The sequence below is a fragment of the Frankia nepalensis genome, from assembly GCF_016786325.1.
Classification (GTDB): domain Bacteria; phylum Actinomycetota; class Actinomycetes; order Frankiales; family Frankiaceae; genus Pseudofrankia; species Pseudofrankia nepalensis.
On the sequence record NZ_JADWYU010000097.1, the window covers coordinates 33,571 to 50,996 of the forward strand.

Annotated in this window: 15 protein-coding genes; 5 read left to right on the top strand and 10 right to left on the bottom strand. The window is 75.0% G+C overall.

Translation table 11 applies throughout. The features are described 5' to 3' along the window. Window positions 1–56: 56 nt before the first annotated feature. The gene (locus tag I6A81_RS43125; RefSeq protein WP_285223055.1) at window positions 57–1,553 is read right to left on the bottom strand and encodes an ABC transporter substrate-binding protein; all 1,497 of its coding nucleotides are present in this window, start codon (window positions 1,551–1,553) and stop codon (window positions 57–59) included. Between the two features lie 120 nt (window positions 1,554–1,673). On the opposite strand from I6A81_RS43125, the gene I6A81_RS09070 reads away from it, so the two are divergent. Then, window positions 1,674–2,186 (top strand): hypothetical protein, encoded by a 513-nt coding sequence (locus I6A81_RS09070; RefSeq protein WP_238441474.1) that lies wholly within the window; start codon window positions 1,674–1,676, stop codon window positions 2,184–2,186. A 416-nt stretch (window positions 2,187–2,602) separates the two neighbouring features. Here the strand turns inward: I6A81_RS09070 and I6A81_RS09075 are convergent, their stop codons facing one another. Both I6A81_RS09075 and I6A81_RS09080 read right to left on the bottom strand, forming a co-directional pair. Next, entirely contained in the window at window positions 2,603–3,409 is an 807-nt protein-coding gene (locus I6A81_RS09075) for a response regulator transcription factor (protein ID WP_203005446.1), read from the bottom strand. Window positions 3,410–3,479: 70 nt separating this feature from the next. Then, the gene (locus tag I6A81_RS09080) at window positions 3,480–4,835 is read right to left on the bottom strand and encodes a DUF5685 family protein (RefSeq protein ID WP_203005447.1); all 1,356 of its coding nucleotides are present in this window, start codon (window positions 4,833–4,835) and stop codon (window positions 3,480–3,482) included. Window positions 4,836–5,080: 245 nt separating this feature from the next. Between I6A81_RS09080 and I6A81_RS09085 the strand changes: the two genes are divergently transcribed. After that, the gene (locus I6A81_RS09085) at window positions 5,081–5,794 is read left to right on the top strand and encodes an MBL fold metallo-hydrolase (protein ID WP_203005448.1); all 714 of its coding nucleotides are present in this window, start codon (window positions 5,081–5,083) and stop codon (window positions 5,792–5,794) included. Window positions 5,795–5,892: 98 nt separating this feature from the next. Here I6A81_RS09085 and I6A81_RS09090 read toward each other — a convergent pair whose 3' ends face one another. Then, on the bottom strand, window positions 5,893–7,401 hold the full coding sequence (locus I6A81_RS09090) for a M28 family metallopeptidase (RefSeq protein ID WP_238429956.1): 1,509 nt from the start codon (window positions 7,399–7,401) through the stop codon (window positions 5,893–5,895). Window positions 7,402–7,451: 50 nt separating this feature from the next. Beyond that, a complete protein-coding gene (locus tag I6A81_RS09095) occupies window positions 7,452–8,765 on the bottom strand; it encodes an aminotransferase class V-fold PLP-dependent enzyme (protein ID WP_203005449.1) in 1,314 nt (437 codons plus the stop codon). A gap of 175 nt (window positions 8,766–8,940) precedes the next feature. Between I6A81_RS09095 and I6A81_RS09100 the strand changes: the two genes are divergently transcribed. Continuing rightward, window positions 8,941–9,906: a quinone oxidoreductase family protein gene (locus I6A81_RS09100; RefSeq protein ID WP_203005450.1), complete on the top strand. Its 966-nt coding sequence runs from the start codon at window positions 8,941–8,943 to the stop codon at window positions 9,904–9,906. A gap of 224 nt (window positions 9,907–10,130) precedes the next feature. Then, window positions 10,131–11,210 carry a 2-dehydropantoate 2-reductase gene (locus I6A81_RS09105; RefSeq protein ID WP_203005451.1) on the top strand — a complete coding sequence of 360 codons (1,080 nt, stop codon included), beginning with the start codon at window positions 10,131–10,133 and terminating at the stop codon, window positions 11,208–11,210. An 18-nt stretch (window positions 11,211–11,228) separates the two neighbouring features. Here the strand turns inward: I6A81_RS09105 and I6A81_RS09110 are convergent, their stop codons facing one another. From I6A81_RS09110 to I6A81_RS09125, 4 genes are all read right to left on the bottom strand, one after another. Continuing rightward, window positions 11,229–12,530, bottom strand: coding sequence for an L-2-hydroxyglutarate oxidase (locus I6A81_RS09110; RefSeq protein ID WP_203005452.1), 1,302 nt, complete (start codon window positions 12,528–12,530; stop codon window positions 11,229–11,231). 338 nt (window positions 12,531–12,868) lie between these two features. Then, window positions 12,869–13,642, bottom strand: a complete 774-nt coding sequence (fabI, locus tag I6A81_RS09115; protein ID WP_203005453.1) for an enoyl-ACP reductase FabI — start codon at window positions 13,640–13,642, stop codon at window positions 12,869–12,871. A gap of 76 nt (window positions 13,643–13,718) precedes the next feature. Beyond that, window positions 13,719–15,011 carry a cation:proton antiporter gene (locus tag I6A81_RS09120; RefSeq protein WP_203005454.1) on the bottom strand — a complete coding sequence of 431 codons (1,293 nt, stop codon included), beginning with the start codon at window positions 15,009–15,011 and terminating at the stop codon, window positions 13,719–13,721. A gap of 13 nt (window positions 15,012–15,024) precedes the next feature. Then, window positions 15,025–15,507: a cation:proton antiporter regulatory subunit gene (locus I6A81_RS09125; protein WP_203005455.1), complete on the bottom strand. Its 483-nt coding sequence runs from the start codon at window positions 15,505–15,507 to the stop codon at window positions 15,025–15,027. 467 nt (window positions 15,508–15,974) lie between these two features. Between I6A81_RS09125 and I6A81_RS09130 the strand changes: the two genes are divergently transcribed. Continuing rightward, window positions 15,975–16,487 (top strand): PGPGW domain-containing protein, encoded by a 513-nt coding sequence (locus tag I6A81_RS09130; RefSeq protein ID WP_203005456.1) that lies wholly within the window; start codon window positions 15,975–15,977, stop codon window positions 16,485–16,487. Between the two features lie 11 nt (window positions 16,488–16,498). On the opposite strand, the gene I6A81_RS09135 is transcribed toward I6A81_RS09130, so the two are convergent. Then, the gene (locus I6A81_RS09135) at window positions 16,499–17,023 is read right to left on the bottom strand and encodes a hypothetical protein (protein ID WP_307874548.1); all 525 of its coding nucleotides are present in this window, start codon (window positions 17,021–17,023) and stop codon (window positions 16,499–16,501) included. Between the last annotated feature and the right edge of the window lie 403 nt (window positions 17,024–17,426).

Sequence of the window (17,426 nt, forward strand, 5' to 3'; positions counted from 1 at the left end):
GAGGCGCGGCTGGCGGTGCCGCCACCGGCGGCGGCCGGTGGCAGCGCCGGTGGCGGTTACTTCCTGACGAGCAGCGAGCCGCAGGACAGCTCGGTGACGGGATGCCAGGCGCCGTCCTTCAGCTGGCTGATCGAGCTGCACGGTGTCGTGGCGAAGTGGTTGAGCGGCCACCGGGTCTCGGGTACCGCGCCCTCGCCGCCGTGCACCCAGTCCTTGTTCAGGAAGTCGACGAACGTGTCCACCGTCAGGTCCCTGCCGGCGGCCGAGAGGGCATCGACGAACAGGTCGGCCGACCAGTAGCCGGCGAGTGCCGAGATGCTGATCCGCTGGTCGGGCGCGTACTTCTTGAAGTCCGCGACCATCTTGGTTGCCTTCACGTTCGTGTCGTCGATGCCGGGCAGCCAGCTGCTGGTGGCGTACATGCCGTCGAAGTCCTTCAGGCCGACCAGCGCGGGGTCGTAGAACGGGCTGAGAAACTTGCCGGGATAGCCGGCGGCTTTCAACGCCTGCACGAGCTTCTGGCCGGACGCGAAGTCGGTGATGAAGTAGACGACGTCCGGCGGCGCGCCAGCGTTCGAGCTCATGACCGCCTGGACGAGCGCGGTCGTGTCGGCCAGCCCGCTCGCGGGAATCGGCGACTCCGCGTAGGTGACCTTGACCCCACCCGCCTCGGCGTATTTCTTGAGGTTGCCGAGCGCGGCGCGGCTCGAGTCGAGGTCGATGCCGACGAGGGCCAGGGTGTGGTTCCGGTCGTCCTCGAACAGCGAGTTGACCATGCCGGCCAGGTTGTTGGCCAGGACCCCGTCGTTGTACTGGCAGCCGGTGATGCCGAAGCCGACCGCGGTTTCGCAGAAGCCTTCGTTGGTGCCCCAGCCGAAGAAGGGAACCTTCTCCTGGCAGAACGTGTCGGCGTAGCCGGCCTGGCTGGTGATGACCGGCACGGCGGCGAACGCCCGGGTCTGGGTGGCGATCACCTTGGCCTGCGCGATGTTACGGCTGGAGTCCTGCCCGTCGTCGAGTACGCCCGTGAAGTTGATCCGCCGACCGTTGACGCCGCCCGCGTCGTTGGCGGCGTCGAACCGGACCTTCGCGCCGACGTCGGCGCCCTGCATGGTGGAACCGCCGGGGCTGGTCAGATACGCGAGGCCCTCGACGGTGATCTCGGTGTCGGTGACGCCACGGGTCGGGTCGGCCGCCGGCTGGGTGCATTTCAGTGTGCTGGCGTCGACGGTGAGGCCGCCGTCGCTCCAGCCGGTGGACGGGCCGCTGGTCGGGCCGACCTTGACCCAGGCGGACTCGTCGGTGAGCTGGGCGACGGGCGCGCCGTCGCCGCCGCCCGGCGCGCCCCCGGCCCCCGGGCCGCCGAACGGGAACGAGAACGGGAACGGGCCAGGCTCGAGGCGGCCCGGGCCGCCTGGCGGGCCGCCTCGGCCGCCACCGCGGATCCCCGCTGGGCCCGGCCGGGCGCGGCCACGGCCGGTGGAGAGATCGCCGCGCCCGAGCCCCCGGACGCCGGGCCGCCGAATGGCTGGCCGGAGGGCGGTGGTACCCAGCCGCGTTCCGGGAGCGCGCCGCCCACGGAGCCGGGCGACGCGCCCACCGGGCGGGAGCCCGACGCGGCGGGCCCGGGCGCGGCGACGGTTCCGACGCGGCGCGAGCGGCCCGCCCGGCCGGTGCTGGTCCTGCCGGCGGCGCTCGCCGCCGTGGGGGCGGCGCTGACGATCGTCGCGTCGACGATGACCTGGGCGACGGTGCGCGCCTGGGGACTGGTCGAGTACTCGGTCGCCGGGCTCGACCCGACCCAGCACGGCCGGCTCACGCTGGGGCTCGGGATGATGGCCGGGCTCGCGGCCCTGGGCCTGGCGACCCGCCCGCGCGGGCACGCCGCCCGGCTGGCCGCCGGCGTCACCGGCGTCGCCGGGCTGACGACGGCTCTGGTCGCGCTCATCGACATCGGCTACCTGCGAGGCGGCGGCCTGATGACGGGGTCGACCACGGCGGCGGTCACGATCATCGGCCCTGGGCTGTGGCTCGCGCTCCTCGGTGGCCTGCTCGGCCTCGTCGCCGCGCTGCTCGTCCGGCCGGGCCAGCCCGGCGCCTCGGGCCAACGACGCCGGGCGGCGCCACGCGGGCCTGGCGGGCGTCGCGGCCGGGGAGGGCGTCGCGGCCGTGGCGGCGCGGGATGACCGGACGAACGGCGGTGACGGACCGGCTGGCGTCATCCGCCAGATCCGGTAGGCGCCGGGGCCGGCGTGGTCCCGGCGCCTACCGGAGACCCGCGGGGACGGACCGCGGTGTCGCCGGCGCCTCTCCGGGCGGCAGCTGTCCTGCCGGCTCGGTGCCGGGTGGCCGCTCACGTCCCCCATTCGGGGCACGTGAGATTGGGACCAAAGTGCTGGTGACCGAACTGTCCGTTTCCGGCAGACTCGGTCACGCCAGTCGGTTCGGGGAGACCGGACCAGCCTTGGGGGAGGAGGTCCAGGTCGCCGACTGGGGCGTCACGTTGCTACGCGGGGTACGACGTGACGCATCCTGACGGGTGCCGGCAGCCCGCGAGCCTGCCGGCACCCGTCCCCCGCGGCGGGAGGCCCGTGCCGTCCGCTCAGGACGACGCGGTGGATGAGTCCTTGGCCGAGCCGAGGAGATGGCCGTCCTCCTCCGCGCGGTGGAGAAGATCGATCTTCGTGCTGGCCGGCCGGCCCACGTCGCGGTACTTCTTCCGGACTCGGTCGATGTACTGCTTGGCGGTCTCCGGCGCGACGCCCATCTTCTCGGCGACCATCCGGATGGACAGGCCCGCCGCGTAGAGCCGGAGCGCGTGTTTCTCCTGCGGCGACAGCGCCGGCCGGTCCGGGGCGTCGTCGGTGAGCAGCATGAACGCGACCGGTGGCGAGATCCACCCGACGCCACTGGCGGTGGCCCGCACCGCCCGCGCCACGTCATCCAGGTGGTCGGTCTTCGCGACGTATGCCGCCGCTCCTGCTCGCAGGGCCGCCCGTACCGTCTCCGCGTCCGCGGACGCGCTGTACACCGCGACCGCCCTGCCCAGGCCGATCAGCCGCCGGATCGTCTCGGCCGGATCGGTTCCGTCCCCGAGATCCAGGTCCAGGAGCACGACGTCGGCCTCCAGGCCTGGGCCCGCGAGCAGCTCGGCGACCGAGGTCGCCGTCGCCGTGAGCGTGAGCCCGGGCAGCTGCCCGAGCGCGGTGGCGAGGCCTTCCAGCACGATCGGGTGGTCGTCGACCGCGGCGAAGCTGACCGGCGGCTCCTGACCGCCGCTCCAGCCCGCGGCCGCGCCGTCTTCGCTGGCCTGGACAGGGTCCGTGGTGGGGCCGGGCTCCCGGGCGGGGCCCGGCGGGGGATGGGTGTCGTCTGGAGCGCCGGCCGGGGAATCGGGGGGAGGACTCACGGGACCATTTCAGCAGACGTGCCCACCCGCCGGATCTCCATCCCGCCCGGCGACGACCCGCCGCGAGGCGTCAGCAGTTGCAGTCGCAGCAGCCGCAGCAGTCGCCGCAGCAGTCGCACCCGTCACAGCAGTCACAGCAGTCACCGCGGGAGCAGAACCCTTCTTTGCGCTGGCCGTCGTAGGGCGAGGTGTACTCGCCGCACATCTGGCAGGTGCAGAACATTCCTGTCGCGGCGAGGCAGGTTCCGAGGGCCAGGCCACGTCCCGGCCGGCCCGGGCCGCCGGGGCCGCCCGGACCACCGGGACCGGGGTGGGGCGGATGCCCGGGCCCGGGCTGTGGTCCGTACCCAGGCCCGGTGGGACCGGGCCCACCGGGCGGCGGCCAGGCGGAACGGAACGCCGTGTCGACGGCCCGCTCCAGCTCGTGGACCAGCAGCAGATGCGCCAGCCGGGCGTTCGGGTCGCGGCTGGCCCGCTCCCGTTCCGAAACGCCCGTCACCGTCGCGCCCGTCTCGGGGGTGGCCGGGTCGTGCCTGGCGGGGCACGCGCCGCCCTGATGCCGCTCGCCCCTTTTCGCGGACCGCCGCGCGCCCGGCGGCCCGGTGCGCGGCGTGCCGGGGTGCGCCGGCTCGTCCCGGCCCGGCGCGAACTCGACGTCGCGCAGGGCCAGCCGGATCCCCATGAGCGCGTCGTCGCACAGCGCTCGCGCCTCGGCGAGGGTCGTCCCGGTCGCGGTCAGCGGGTTCCAGGCCCGGTTGGCATCGTCGGCCGCCTGGTCGGCGACGGCGTCCACCAGGTGCGCCACCCGGCCGAACAGCCGGCCGATCTCGGCAAGCGGCTCGGCGTTGCCCGGCAGCCCGGCAAGCACGGCGGTGTGCGCGAACGCGGCCGCCGCGGCCTCCTCGGCTGGAGCCGTGACCACGGTCAGCGCCGTTCCCGGGCCCGCCGCCGCCTCAAGGGCGCGCTGCCGGCCGGCGGCACGTTCCATCACCTCGACGTCGAAGCCCAGCTCGGCGCCGGTGCGCGCGCCGCCGCGCGCCGCCGCGCCGGCGAACCTGCCGGCGAGCGCCGCGACCGGGCGGCGGGCGAACGGTCCGTCACCGTCGGCGACGTGGTCGTCCACGTTGGCCGCGGCGGCGGTCAGCGACACGGCGGCGGCGAGCAGCGCGCCCCCGTCGTTCGAGGCGCGGACCTCGGCGGGCCGTAGGCCGCGCAGCGCGCACGGCCCCGCCCGTCTGGTCGCCCCCTCGCCCGACTGCGCCGCGACCAGCACCGACAGCACGAGCCCGTCGACGTTGGTCGCGGCCCGCGCCCACTGCCCATGCCGGTCCCGCAGGGCCAGGCACATCCCGCACAGGTGGGACATCCAGGTGGACGTCAGCTCATCGCCCATCCGGTGGCGACACGGACGAAGGATGCCAAACATGGCCGTACCCTCTCAGATGGCGGCGGCCGGGACCCGTGTTTCGGGTTGGGAAAGTGCAGGTCGCCACGTCCGGGCCCCGTCTCCCACCGCCCACGGACGATCCCCGCCCACGACGCCCGCGCCCGCCTGGCCGGGCCCGTGGCAACCGCCCCGCGCGGCGCCTCCGCCGGTTCCGGCCGCGGCCCTCGCGGCCGGGACCGCGACCCGGCAGCCTGATCGCCTCCCGGTTGGCTAGCCTGGCGAGCATGGCCGACCGACTGTATTTCCGCCAGCTGCTGTCGGGGCGGGACTTCGCCGTCGATGATCCCATCGCGCGGCAGATGGTCAACTTCTGCTACTTCATCGGGGACCGGGAGACCGGCGAAGCCGTCATCGTCGACCCCGCCTACGCCGCCGACGACCTGCTCGGGCTTCTCGAAGCCGACGGGATGCGGCTGGTCGGCATGCTGGCCACGCACCATCACCCGGACCACGTCGGTGGCTCGATGATGGGCTTCTCCCTGGCCGGGATCCAGGACGTGCTGGCGAAGGCGCCGGCGCCGGTGCACGTCCACCGGAACGAGGCCGAGTTCGTCCGCCGGGTCACCGGCGTCTCCGAGACCGACCTGGTCTCCCACGACCACGACGACACGGTCGACGTCGGCGCGATCCCGATCCGGCTGCTGCACACCCCCGGCCACACCCCGGGCAGCCAGTGCTTCCTGGTGGACAACCGGCTCGTCGCCGGCGACACGCTGTTTCTCGACGGCTGTGGTCGCACCGACTTCCCCGGCGGCAGCCCGGCCGAGATGTACGACAGCCTGCAGCGCCTCGCCGCGCTCCCCGACGACCCGGTCGTCTACCCGGGCCACTTCTACTCGCCGCCTCGCGCGAGCGCGCCGATGGCGGACGTGCGGGAGTCCAACATGGTCTACCGCCCGCGCACCCGTGAGCAGTGGCTCCTCTACTTCGGCGGCTGACACGCTCGTACGCCGGCGGCTGGCACGGCCGTACGTCGGTGGCTGACGTGGCCGATGGCTGAGACGGCCGGTGGCTGAGACGGCCGGGCGCCGGCCGCCTACCGGGTGACGAGGCCGGCGCGCAGCTGGGCGGCGGTGACGCCCCGGGTGGACTCGATGATCCTCGCGGCGGCGCGGCCGATCGGGAGCAGGCTGTCGGGGTCCACCTTGTCGAGCGTGTCGGCCTCGTCGAACAGGTACCAGGGGGCGGCGAGGAACTGGACCACCGGCACGCCGGCCGTGTGGTAGTGGGCGCCGTCGGACATCGGCATGTCCCCGAAGGCGTTCGGGGCCAGCAGCATCGACCGGCCCAGCCGCTCAGCCTCGATGGCGTCGTAGACGGACTTCTCCAGCGTCGGGATCGTCGACGTGAAGAACCAGCGCGGCGTGGGGCGCCCGGTCGGCGCCAGCCGGCCGTCGCGGGCGGCCACGTCGCGGGCCGCGTGTTCCAGATGCACCTCGAGCACCACCTTGTCGAGCTCGGCGCGGTGCCTGTCGACATAGTCGATGAGCCCGGCGCCGCCGCACATGTGCCCACCCTGCAGGATGAAGCGCATCCGGTGCGGCCGCTCGGCCGCGGGCACCCCGGCCCAGTAGGCGGCCTGGGCGAGCACCATCGCGATCCCGGTGCCGTCCTCGACCGCCGACGCCCAGGGCCCGTCGTGGTGCGACCCGACCAGCACGAGCTCGTCGTCGCCCGGCGGGCCGGGCAGGTCCCCGACGATGTTGTCACTGCGCGCCGGGGCGCTGCTGGTGGCGACGTCGAGGCGGACCTGGACGGGCCCGCGGGCGAGCCGCTCGCTCAGCCAGCGCCCGTCGCTGCCCTTGATCCACACTCCGGGGATGTCGGTCGTCCGGCCGTGGTAGGGGAAGTAGTACCGGCATCCGTCGCCCGGGTAGTCGTGCAGCGCGCCGATGAAGGCGGCGCCGCGGGCCTCGACCACCTTGTCGATGAGGCCCTCGGAGCCGGCCACGAGCGGCACGAGGTGCGTCTCACCGGTGAACGTGCCGTCGGGGTCGTACACCCGTGGCGTGCCGTCCTTCGGCGCGCTCCCGAACTCGGCGGGCAGCGCCGGCGGCAGCCCGATGATCTTCGCGTCGACCAGCGCTGCCCGCCCGGCGACCGCGGCCAGGTCGGCCTCGTCGAAGCGGGCGAGCGGCACCTCCAGCCCGTCGGCCGGCACGGCGAACGGCAGCGGGAAGCACTCGAGCTCCACCGGCGCCTCGCCCGCCGGCGTGGCCACCAGCGAGTACCGCAGCGGCTCCCAGCGGGTCACCGTGACCGGCTCGGCATGGACGTCGGTCAGGCCGAACTCCCGGAACTTCGCCGTGACGAACTCCTGCGCCCACTGGTCCGCGGCGTATCCGGGCCGGCGCACGCCGCGCGCAACCACCTGCTCGACCCAGTCCATCATCGTGTCGGTGTCGGGCAGCGCGGCCTTGGCCGTCGGGGTCGCCGCGGGCGCCGGGGTGGCGCCTCCCGACCCGCAACCGGCGAGCCCGCCGGTCGTGACGGCCGCCGCGGCGGCAAGCGTCCCTCCGAGGAACTCCCGGCGCCCCAGCATCATGATCCAGACAATGATGCGTGCCGGCGGTCCTGTCCACCCCACAACGGGGGCTAGCGGGTGGCGCGGTCGAGTGCCTCGGCGAGCCGGTCGAGATCGGCCAGGGTGCTGTGGACGTGCGGGCTCACCCGCAGCGCCGGCACGGCGTCGCGGGCCCGGGTCCGGTCGATCGCCGAGGTGAGGATGCCCGACTCGCGGCGCAGCCGCTCCCGCGCCACCGCCGGGTCGACGCCGGCGGGCGGCGTGAGCGTGACGATCCCGCACGGGGAGGCGACGTCCTCGCCGAGCCGCCAGCCCGCGACCCCGTCGAGCCGGCGGCGGGCCGCGGCGGCCAGGGCCTGGACGCGGGCGCGCACCGCCTCCGGGCCGGCCTCGACGTGCTCGGCCAGCGCCGCCGCCAGCCCCACCCGGGCCGCCATCGCCGCCTCGCCGACGTCGAACCTGCCGACGCCCTCGAACGCGACGAGGCGGCCGCCGCCGGCCGCCGCCGGATCGGGCTCCCAGCGGGCCGTGTAGCCGGTCGGCGCGGGCACGCCGAGCCGCTCGACGAAGTCGGGCCGCACGGCGAGGAAGCCGACGCCGCGCGGGCCGCACAGCCACTTGCGGGACGTGCCGACGCAGGCCGTCACGCCGCCGGTGGCGCCGCCCGCCGCCACGTCGACCTGACCGAGGGACTGGGCGGCGTCGAGCAGCAGCGGCACTCCCGCGTCCCGGCACAGCGTGGCCACCGCCGCGGTCGGCTGGACGACGCCGCGCTGGCTCGGCACCTCGGGGAACGTCACCAGGTCCAGGCGGTCCAGCGCCGCCGGTCCCTCGCCGCGGCCGAGCCGGTCGACGTCGACGCGTCCGTCGGGCAGCAGCGGCAGGTCGACGAGCTCCAGGCCGTCGCGCGCCGCGCGGGCGCGCAGCGTCAGCAGGTTCGAGGAGAAGTCGCTCGGCACGATCCCGACCCGCCCGCCGGGCGGCAGTGGCCAGGCGCCCACCAGCGCGGCGAACGCCGAGGTCGCGCTGTGGTGGAAGGCGACGTCGGCGCCGGTCAGCGCCGGGCCGAGCAGCCCGGCGAGCGCGGCCCGCGCCGCGTCGAGGCGCTCGGCGGCCAGCTCCTGGGCGGCGTACGAGCCGAGCCTCGCCTCGGCGGCCAGGTGCGCCACCTGCGCGTCGACCACGGCGCCGCTCGCCGCGCCCGCCGCCGCCGCGTCCAGGTGGACGACCGCCAGTCCCGCGCGCGCGGCGCGCCACCGCGCCCCGAGCTCCTCGGCCGGCGGCTGGGAGCCGCCCGGCGACGGCTGCCTGGACGCCGGTGGCGCCGGAGCCGCGGCGTCGTCGCAAGGGCCAGCCTTCTCCAGATGCTCCACCGCGTCGGCCATGCTGGCAGCGTCGCATCCGGCGGCGCCCGCGCGAAGGGCTCGGTGACCTCTTCCGTCGCCTTCCCGCCAGCCCGCCGGCCGCCTCCGGTGGGCTGGCGGGAATTCGGCGGAGACCGGTCGCGGTTGCCTGCCGACGGGTGGTGACCGGCGCCTGTGGGGGAAGGGGTACTCGACGATGAGCGGTCCGACGGTGACCAGAGCGGTCCGGCTGGCGGCGGCCGGCGAGCCGCCGCGGCTGGACGAGCAGGCCGAACTGCCCGTGCCGGGCGACGACGAGGTGCTCGTCGAGCTCGACCACGCCGGGGTCAACCCGATCGACGGCTATGCCGCCGCTGGGCAGATCGGCGACCTCAGCCACCTGCCGCGCACCCTCGGCGTCGAGGGGACCGGGATTCTCGCCGGCACTGGCACGCGCGTCGTCCTCGCCGGATCAGGGCTGGGGCTCACCCGCGATGGCACCTGGGCGGGCGCGGTCGTCGTGCCGCGAGACGCGGTCGTCGAGGTGCCGGGCGAGCTCGACCCGGCGCAGGCCGGCGCGATCGGCACCGCGGCGGTCACCGCCTACAACGCGCTGCACGTACTCGGCCGGATCGAGCCCGACGACCGGGTGCTGGTGCTCGGCGCCGGTGGCGGGGTCGGCGTGGTCGCCGTGCAGCTCGCGAAGCTCGCCGGGGCGAGCGTCGTGGGCCAGGTCGGATCGCCGGCCAAGCGGGCCGCGGTGGCGGGGCTCGGCGCGGACCGGGTCGTGGTGGCGGGCGTGGGGAACCTGGCGGCCGAGGTCGGCGACTTCCGCCCGACGCTGGTCGTCGACCCGCTGGGCGGCGGCTTCACTCCGAGCGCGGTCGAGTTCGCCGCGGTCGGCGGCCGGATCGTCATCGTCGGCGTCTCCGCGGGCCAGGACATCTCCTTGCCCGGGCGGACCTTCTACCGCAAGGGGCTGAGCCTGCTCGGCTATGCGGGGCTCGTCGTCACCCCCGAGGGCCGCGCCACCGCGACGCGCGCCCTCGCGGCCGACGTAGTCGCCGGCCGGCTGCGGATCCCGGTCGACGAGGTCGTCCCGCTCGACCGCTTCGACGAAGCCTTCGCCCGTCTGCGCGACCGCTCCGTCCTCGGCAAGGTCGTCCTCGCCACCCAGCGGTAGGCGCGCCGCGCCCGCGTCGCTGGAGCGCGTCGGCCAGGCTGGCCCGGCCCCCGGCCCCCGGCCCCCGGCCCCCGGCCCTCGGCCCTCGGGGCCCGAACGGGCCGGAGCGGCCGGACAGGCGTGGAACGCTCCACCTGCGTATATATGGGTGGAATGGGCTGGAACACCCCGAGTTGGCCCCGGGCCGGTGGCCGGTGGGGCTGGGGGTCGGGCAGTCTCGTCGCATGGCCGATTCGGCGGCGGGCTCGGCGTTGCCCGCCTACCACGACGCTCCGGGCGTGACCAGGCCGGGCGAGCGGTCCTCCCGCGCCCGGTCGGGGATCGTGGCGCCGCCGGGGCCGGAGATGGACTTCGTCACCGGCCGGATCGTCCGGCCGGCCTCGCCGCGCGCGGGTACGCCGCCCGCCAGGGTCGCCGTCATCGGTGCCGGGGCGGTCGGCGGCTACTTCGCGGCCAGAGCCGCCGCGACCGGTGCCGAGGTGTGGCTGTGCGTCCGCCGGCCCTTCGACCGGCTGGTCGTGGTCTCCACCGGTCAGGACGGCCGCGACGTCGAGGCCGAGGTGCCGGCCGAGGTGGTCGCGGACCCGGCTCTGCTGCCCACCTACGGGTTCGACTGGGTGCTGCTCGCCACCAAGGCGCATCAGGTACCCGCCGTCACCGGCTGGCTGCGGGCGACCGTCGGCCCCGGCACCGGCGTCGTCGTGCTGCAGAACGGGGTCCGGCACGCCGAGCGGGTCGCCGCGGTCGCCCGCCCGGACCAGGTGCTGCCCGCCGTCGTCTACATCAACGCCGAGGCCGAGGGGCCCGGAATGATCCGCCACCGGGCAGGCGGGGTCATCCAGGTCCCGGACGTCCCGCTGGCCGAGCGGCTCGCCGAACGGGCGCTCACCGCCGGCGAGGTGCGGCTGATCGACGACTTCGCCACCGCGGCCTGGACGAAGCTGTGCGTCAACAGCGCCGCCAACACCGTCACGGCGCTGACCGGCCGCCGCCTGGAGGTGCTGCGGCGCGACGACGTCGCCCACCTGGCGCTCGCCATCATGGCCGAGACGGTCGCGGTCTCCGCCGCCGAGGGCGCCGAGATCCCCGAGGGCCTGCCCGAGTTCACCGTCCGCCGGCTGCGTGGCCAGCCGCCGGGCGCCGGCACGTCGATGCTCTACGACCGCCTCGCCGGCCGCCGCCTCGAGCACGAGGCCCTGATCGGCGCGGTCGTCCGCATCGGCGCCGAGCACGGGATCGCCACCCCGACCTGCGCGACCGTCCTTCCCCTGCTGGCCGCGATCAGCGACAGCCCGGCCGGCTGACGGGCGCCTGGGCCCCGGTCAGGAGGTGGGGTCGGCCTGGGGCTCGGGGACGAGCTTGGCGACGATGTACTCGGCGATCGCCAGGGACGCGGTGGCACCGGGCGACGGGGCGTTGCGGACGTGCAGGACCCGGCCGCGGTGGGCCAGCACGAAGTCGTCGACCAGGCTGCCGTCGCGGGCGACGGCCTGCGCCCGCACGCCCGCGGGGCCGCGCACCACGTCTGCGGCGGTCAGCTCGGGCACGTAGCGGCGGGCCTCGGCGACGAACGCCCGCTTGCTGGCGGTGCGCAGCATCTCCTTCGCCCCGGTCTTCCAGTGCGCCTTCGCGAGCTTGCGCATGCCCGGCCAGGCGAGTGTCTCCCGCAGGTCGCCGCCCTTGAGAGTGCCGAGCGTGTAGCCCTCGCGGGCGCCGGCGAGCACCGCGTTCGGGCCGACGAGTATCTCGCCGTCGACCCGCTTGGTCAGGTGGATCCCGAGGAACGGGTAGCGCGGGTCGGGCACCGGGTAGATCAGGCCGCGGACCAGGTCGCGCCGCTCCGGGCGCAGCAGCCAGTAGTCGCCCCGGAACGGGATGATCCGCGGTGACGGGTCCTCGCCGGTGAACGCGGCGACCTGGTCGGAGTGCAGCCCGGCGCACGAGACGAGCAGGTCGAACGGGCCGACCAGCTCGGTCACCTCGCGCACCTCGGCCTTCGCGGCGGCGCTCGCGCCGTCCGGATGGTGCCCGTTCGGCGCCACCGGAGCGGTGCCGCGCGCCCGCAGCCGCAGCCACACCCCGTCGGCCTTCTCCTCGATCCCGACGACCTGCGCGCCGGTGCGCACCGCGCCACCGGCGTCGAGGACGTCCGCGCGCAGCGCCCGGCAGACCGCCGGATAGTCGACGATCGCCGTCGTGGGGGAGTGCAGCGCGGCGACGCCGCGCGCGTGCGGCTCGATCGCGCGCAGCTCGGCGGCGTCGAGCCACCGGCAGTCCGGCACGCCGTTGGCCTCGGCCCGCCGGGCGATCTCCTTGAGACGGTCGATCTCGGTGTCATCGACCGCGACGACGACCTTGCCGCACTCCTCGTACCGGATGCCGCGCGCGTCGACGTACTCGCGCAGCAGGCCCACGCCGCGCCGGCACAGCGTCGCCTTCAGCGAGCCCGGCGTGTAGTACAGCCCGGCGTGCACCACGCCGCTGTTGCGGCCGGTCTGATGGCGGGCGATGTCCTGTTCCTTCTCGAAGACGGTCACCGCGGCCGACGGGTCCACCTGCCCCAGGCGCCTGGCGACCGCCAGTCCCAGAATGCCGCCTCCGACGACCGCGATTCGCCCTGCCACGGATGTTGCCTCCCGCTTCGTCTACCCCCATGCCGTCGTCCAGTATCCAAGCTCGCCGGTTGGCCTGGTCCGCCGGTCCCGGGCGCCTGGCGCCCGCCGCGTGACCTTGGTGACGTCTTCGGCCACTTCGGCGGCCGTCGCCACCCGCGCGCCGCCCGCGCGCCGTCCGCGAGCACCCGGCTCCAGACGCGTTCGGCCCGGCCACGGTGAGCGCGGCCGGGCCGAACGCGCCCATGGCCACGAGCCCAGCCGTGCCCGCGGGCGTGGCCGGGTCTCGCGCCCGCGGCGGGACCTCGCTGGTCCTACCTGGTTCCCACCTACCTGGTTCCCACCGGCTCCTACACGCCGACGGCGTGGAAGCCGCCGTCGACATGGATGATCTCGCCGCTGGTGGCCGGGAACCAGTCGGACATCAGGGCGACGCAGGCGCGGGCGGCCGGCTCCGTGTTCTGGACGTCCCAGCCGAGCGGGGCACGCTCGTCCCAGACCTCCTCGAACTTCTCGAAGCCGGGGATGCTCTTGGCCGCCATGGTGCGCAGCGGGCCGGCGGAGATCAGGTTGACCCGCACCCCGCGCGGCCCGAGGTCGCGGGCCAGATACCGGGTGGCTGAGGCAAGACCGGCCTTCGCCACCCCCATCCAGTCGTAGGACGGCCAGGCGACGGAGGCGTCGAAGTCGAGGCCGACGACGCTCGCGCGCTCGCCGAACAGCGGCAGCGACGCCCGGGTGAGCGCCGCCAGCGACCACGTCGACACCTGCAACGCGGTGCCCACCTCCGGCCAGGCGGCCTCGACGAACGGCTTGCCGCCAAGCACCGACTCGGGCGCGAAGCCGATCGCGTGCAGCACGGCGTCGAGGCCGTCGACGTGCTCGAGCACCTTGTCGGCGAGGCCACCGAGGTGCTCCTCGTTGGTCACATCCAGTTCGAGGACGGGCGCCTCGGTCGGCAACCGCCGCGAGATCCGGCGGGTAAGCGAGAGCCCGCGGCCGAAGCCGGTGAGTATGACCGTCGCGCCCTGCTCCTGCGCGATCCGGGCCACGGCGAACGCGATCGACGCGTCGGTCAGGACGCCGGTGACGAGGACCCGCTTGCCTTCGAGAAGTCCGCTCATGGTTGGCATCCTGCCAAAGGCAGGTTCTATGTCGACACACATCCGGTGCGCGCGCCGCCGCCGCCCAGCGGCCGGGTCAGCCGGCCGGCGCCGCGTCGCCGGCGGCGGTCGTGGCGGGGGCGGTCGTGGCGGGGGCGGTCGCGGTGGGGGCGGTCGGGGTGGGAACCGTGGTGGTCGCGGCGGTGGGTGGCTTGCGGTCCCGGCGGCGCAGGGCTGCCCGGGTCACCGGCTCGACGAACCGGGCGGCCAGCGGGCCGAGCACGGCCATCAGCAGGACGTAGCTGGCGGCGAGCGGGCCCAGCCGGGGGTTGATCCCGGCGGCGACCGCGAGACCCGCGATGACGATCGAGAACTCGCCGCGGGCCACCAGCGCCGCTCCGGCGCGGAACCGTCCGAGCGTCCCGATCCCGGCCCGCCGGGCGGCCCACCAGCCGGTGATCATCTTCGTCGCGACCCCGGCGATCGCGAGCAGCGACGCCGCGAGCAGGACGGGCGGGATGTCGGCCGGGTCCGTGCTCAGCCCGAAGAACACGAAGAACACGGTGGCGAACAGGTCACGCAGCGGGGCCAGCACCTCGCGCGCGCCCTCGGCCACCGGCCCGGACAGCGCGATGCCGACCAGGAAGGCGCCGACCGCCGCGGACACCTGCAGCTGCTGGGCGACGCCCGCGACCAGCAGGGTGAGCCCGAGCGCGCGCAGCAGGATGATCTCGTCGTTGCGGTCCGAGGCCGGGTTGAAGACCAGCCGGGTGACCTTCGAGCTGTGCCGCAGCGCGATGTACAGCACGGCGACGAGCGCGCCAAGCGCCACGGCGAGCGTCAGCGACCCGCGCGCGATCGTCATGTTCGCCAGCAGCGCGGTGAGGATCGGCAGGTAGACGGCCATCGCGAGGTCCTCGAGGACCAGCACCGAGAGCACCACCGGCGTCTCCCGGTTACCGAGCCTGCCCAGGTCGCCGAGGACCTTCGCGATGATCCCGGACGACGAGATCGCGGTGACGCCGCCCATCACCACGGCGGCCTGCCAGCCCCAGCCGAGGATGAGGGCCGCCGCGACCCCTGGCGCGGCGTTGAGCGGCAGGTCGAGGGCGCCCGCCGGCGCCTGCCGGCGAAGCTCGTGGACCAGTTCGTCGGCGGTGTACTCGAGCCCCAGGGTCAGCAACAGCAGGACGACGCCGATCTCGGCGCCGGTCTCGATGAACTCCTCGCTCGCGCCGAGCGGGAGCAGCCCGCCGTGGCCGAACGCGAGGCCCGCGATGAGGTAGAAGGGGATCGGGGAGATGCCGATCCAGTTGGCGATGTGCCCGAGCACCCCCAGGGTGAACAGGACGGCGCCGAGCTCCAGGAAGATCGATGCAGTGTGTTCCACGCTGGCGCCGCCGTCAGCCTGTGCTGAACAGGTCCGCGACAGCCGCGGTGTTCTCGGGCGTCCCGACGACGACGACCACGTCGTCCGGGTGGAACCGGAAGTCGGGCCTCGGGGAGGCGAGGACCTCCTGGTCGCGGACGACGGCGACGATCGACGCGCCGGTGCGGGTCCGCGCCTGCGTGTCCCCGAGCAGCCGGTTGGCGTACGGCGAGTCCGGCGTGATCCTGATCCGTTCGCCGACCAGGCCGGCGAACGCGGCGCTCAGGTCAGCCAGCTTCTCCACGATGTGCGGCGCGCCGAGCAGCTCGGACAGGGCGTCGCTCTCCTCGGCGGTGAGCGCGAGCGACTCGGCGACGGAGTCCGGGTCGTGGGCGTCGTAGATCACCAGTTCGCGCCGTCCCTTGTGGTGCGACACGACGCCGATCCGCCGTCCGGAGCGCGTCTGGAACTCGTGCCGTAGGCCGATTCCGGGAAGCGCGGTCTCCTCGATGTCCACGATGGGGCCTTTCGGGCTGTCGGCGATCAGGAGCAGATGACGGTCGGGGCGCGCGTTCGACGGCCTCCGGCGGCGTGCGCGAACGCCGGGCGCGCCCGCGCGGCCGGTGGCCGGCGGTCCAGCCCACCACTGGGCCCACAGTAGACGTTGCTGCCGTCCTGCCTGGTTGGTACAGGTTGGTGCCCCACCGGCGGGACCGCGCGGCCTCGCCGGCGAGGAGCAGGTACCCGCCGCGGGGTGGCGGAAGCCGGCGACGGCCTGGCCCCGGGCGCGGTCGCGCATAGTCACCAATGGGAGCCCACGGGTCGACGCGCCCACCCGCCGGCGGCGAGGGCTGGCTCACGTATCGGGTTTCCGACCTGCTTCTACGGGACAAACGAGCGGCGAGCGCCGCCGTCGCCAGGCACCATGGAACGTGGCGCTCGGGGGGGCGGACGCGTCGGCGAACCAGGGAGGAGCCGCCAGCCGTGCTCAGGTCACCTGCCCGCCTGCTTCGGCGGATCGTGCTGACGGTGCTGGGGGTCGCCATCCTCGGCCTGGGGGCCGCGATGCTGGTGCTGCCCGGCCCGGGCTTCCTCGTCGTCGCTCTCGGTTTCTTCGTCCTGGGCCTCGAGTACGACTGGGCCAGAGAACGCTTCGAGGCGGCGCGGCAGAAGGCCGCGGACCTCGCCGACCTCGCCGCCGCGCGGGTCTGGTCGACGGCCGGCTCGATCGTGTTCGGCCTCGGCATGGTGGCCGCCGGCGTGCTGTGGATCATCTACGACGACCTGCCCGGGTCGTCGGCCTGGAGCGGCGGTAGCGTGATCTTCGGCGGCCTGGCGGTGCTGGCCACGATCTTCGTCAGCCTCTGGCAGGCGCGCCAGGCGCGCAGGGCCGGCCAGCCCACGCCGGCCGAGGTGCTGGAGGCCCGTCGCCACGACGAGGAGGACGCCGACGAGGCCGCGCCGACGCCCGCCGGCTCCCAGTCGGCTCGCGGCTAGCGCTGCCGCGGCTACTGGCCCTGGGTCTGAGTGGTGATCCCCTCCACGCCGGGCCGCCCCTGGACGCAGGCGAACACCTTCGCGCGGTCGCCGGTGGAGGCGTCCGTCAGGTTGTAACGCAGCGGGTAGACGCGGGTGATCGCGAGGTCGTTGCGGTCCGGTGGCTCCTGAACCGCCCCGCCGACAGTCGGGCAGGCGGCGCGGACCGCGTCCTTCTGCGCCTCGGTCGCCTGTGCCGTGAAGACGACGACCGCCTCGACTCGCGGCGGCGGGCCCTCGAGGACGGCGTACACCCCGAACACCAGGATTCCGACCAGGCAGATCAGCCCGAACACGACCGGCACCCGGCGGCGCGGGTCGCGCAGGTAACGCGCCGCCTCGGCGAGTGGCGAGGGCTTCGAGCGTGTCGGCGGCGTCGCGCGCGCGCCCGCGCCCGCCGGCTGACCGGCGGCCGTGTCGGAAAGGGGACCCGGCCGCGCGGGGTCACCCGGTGATGGTGCACGCTGTAGGGCCGTCGGGGCACCGAGATCCAGCACGGGGGGAGGAGACGGCTCCGGCGGGGGAGTGGTAGCGGTCACTTCGGAAGATCCCTGTCGGGTCGGGGCATGACATCGGCTCCGGCTCACGCGGGGACCACCCGGATGGGCCGAACTCCCAAACTAGTCCGCTGTCCGGGCTCATAATCTGTACCGCCTTGACCAACACGGCTGGCCGAACGCCAGCCGCGGAGGTCTCGGGGAGACATGGCTGTGGGCTGGCCGCGGCGGCTCCGGACGTCTGAGGTGACGAGGCCTTCAGACGGCGCCCGGTGTCGCCGGCACGGCTGTGACCCGACCCGGCCGGCGCCGACGCCGGCCATGGTGGCGGAGCGGCCACCGGGACAGGGCGGCCACGGTGGCGGAGCGGCCACGGTGGTGGGGCACGGCGCGCCGACACCCG

Excerpts from the sequence above, each read along its gene's own strand:
- I6A81_RS09080 (WP_203005447.1), bottom strand. The coding sequence starts at position 4,835 with ATGTTTGGCATCCTTCGTCCGTGTCGCCACCGGATGGGCGATGAGCTG.
- I6A81_RS09085 (WP_203005448.1), top strand. The coding sequence starts at position 5,081 with ATGGCCGACCGACTGTATTTCCGCCAGCTGCTGTCGGGGCGGGACTTC.
- I6A81_RS09090 (WP_238429956.1), bottom strand. The coding sequence starts at position 7,401 with ATGATGCTGGGGCGCCGGGAGTTCCTCGGAGGGACGCTTGCCGCCGCG.
- I6A81_RS09105 (WP_203005451.1), top strand. The coding sequence starts at position 10,131 with ATGGCCGATTCGGCGGCGGGCTCGGCGTTGCCCGCCTACCACGACGCT.
- I6A81_RS09095 (WP_203005449.1), bottom strand. The coding sequence starts at position 8,765 with ATGGCCGACGCGGTGGAGCATCTGGAGAAGGCTGGCCCTTGCGACGAC.
- fabI (WP_203005453.1), bottom strand. The coding sequence starts at position 13,642 with ATGAGCGGACTTCTCGAAGGCAAGCGGGTCCTCGTCACCGGCGTCCTG.
- I6A81_RS09100 (WP_203005450.1), top strand. The coding sequence starts at position 8,941 with ATGAGCGGTCCGACGGTGACCAGAGCGGTCCGGCTGGCGGCGGCCGGC.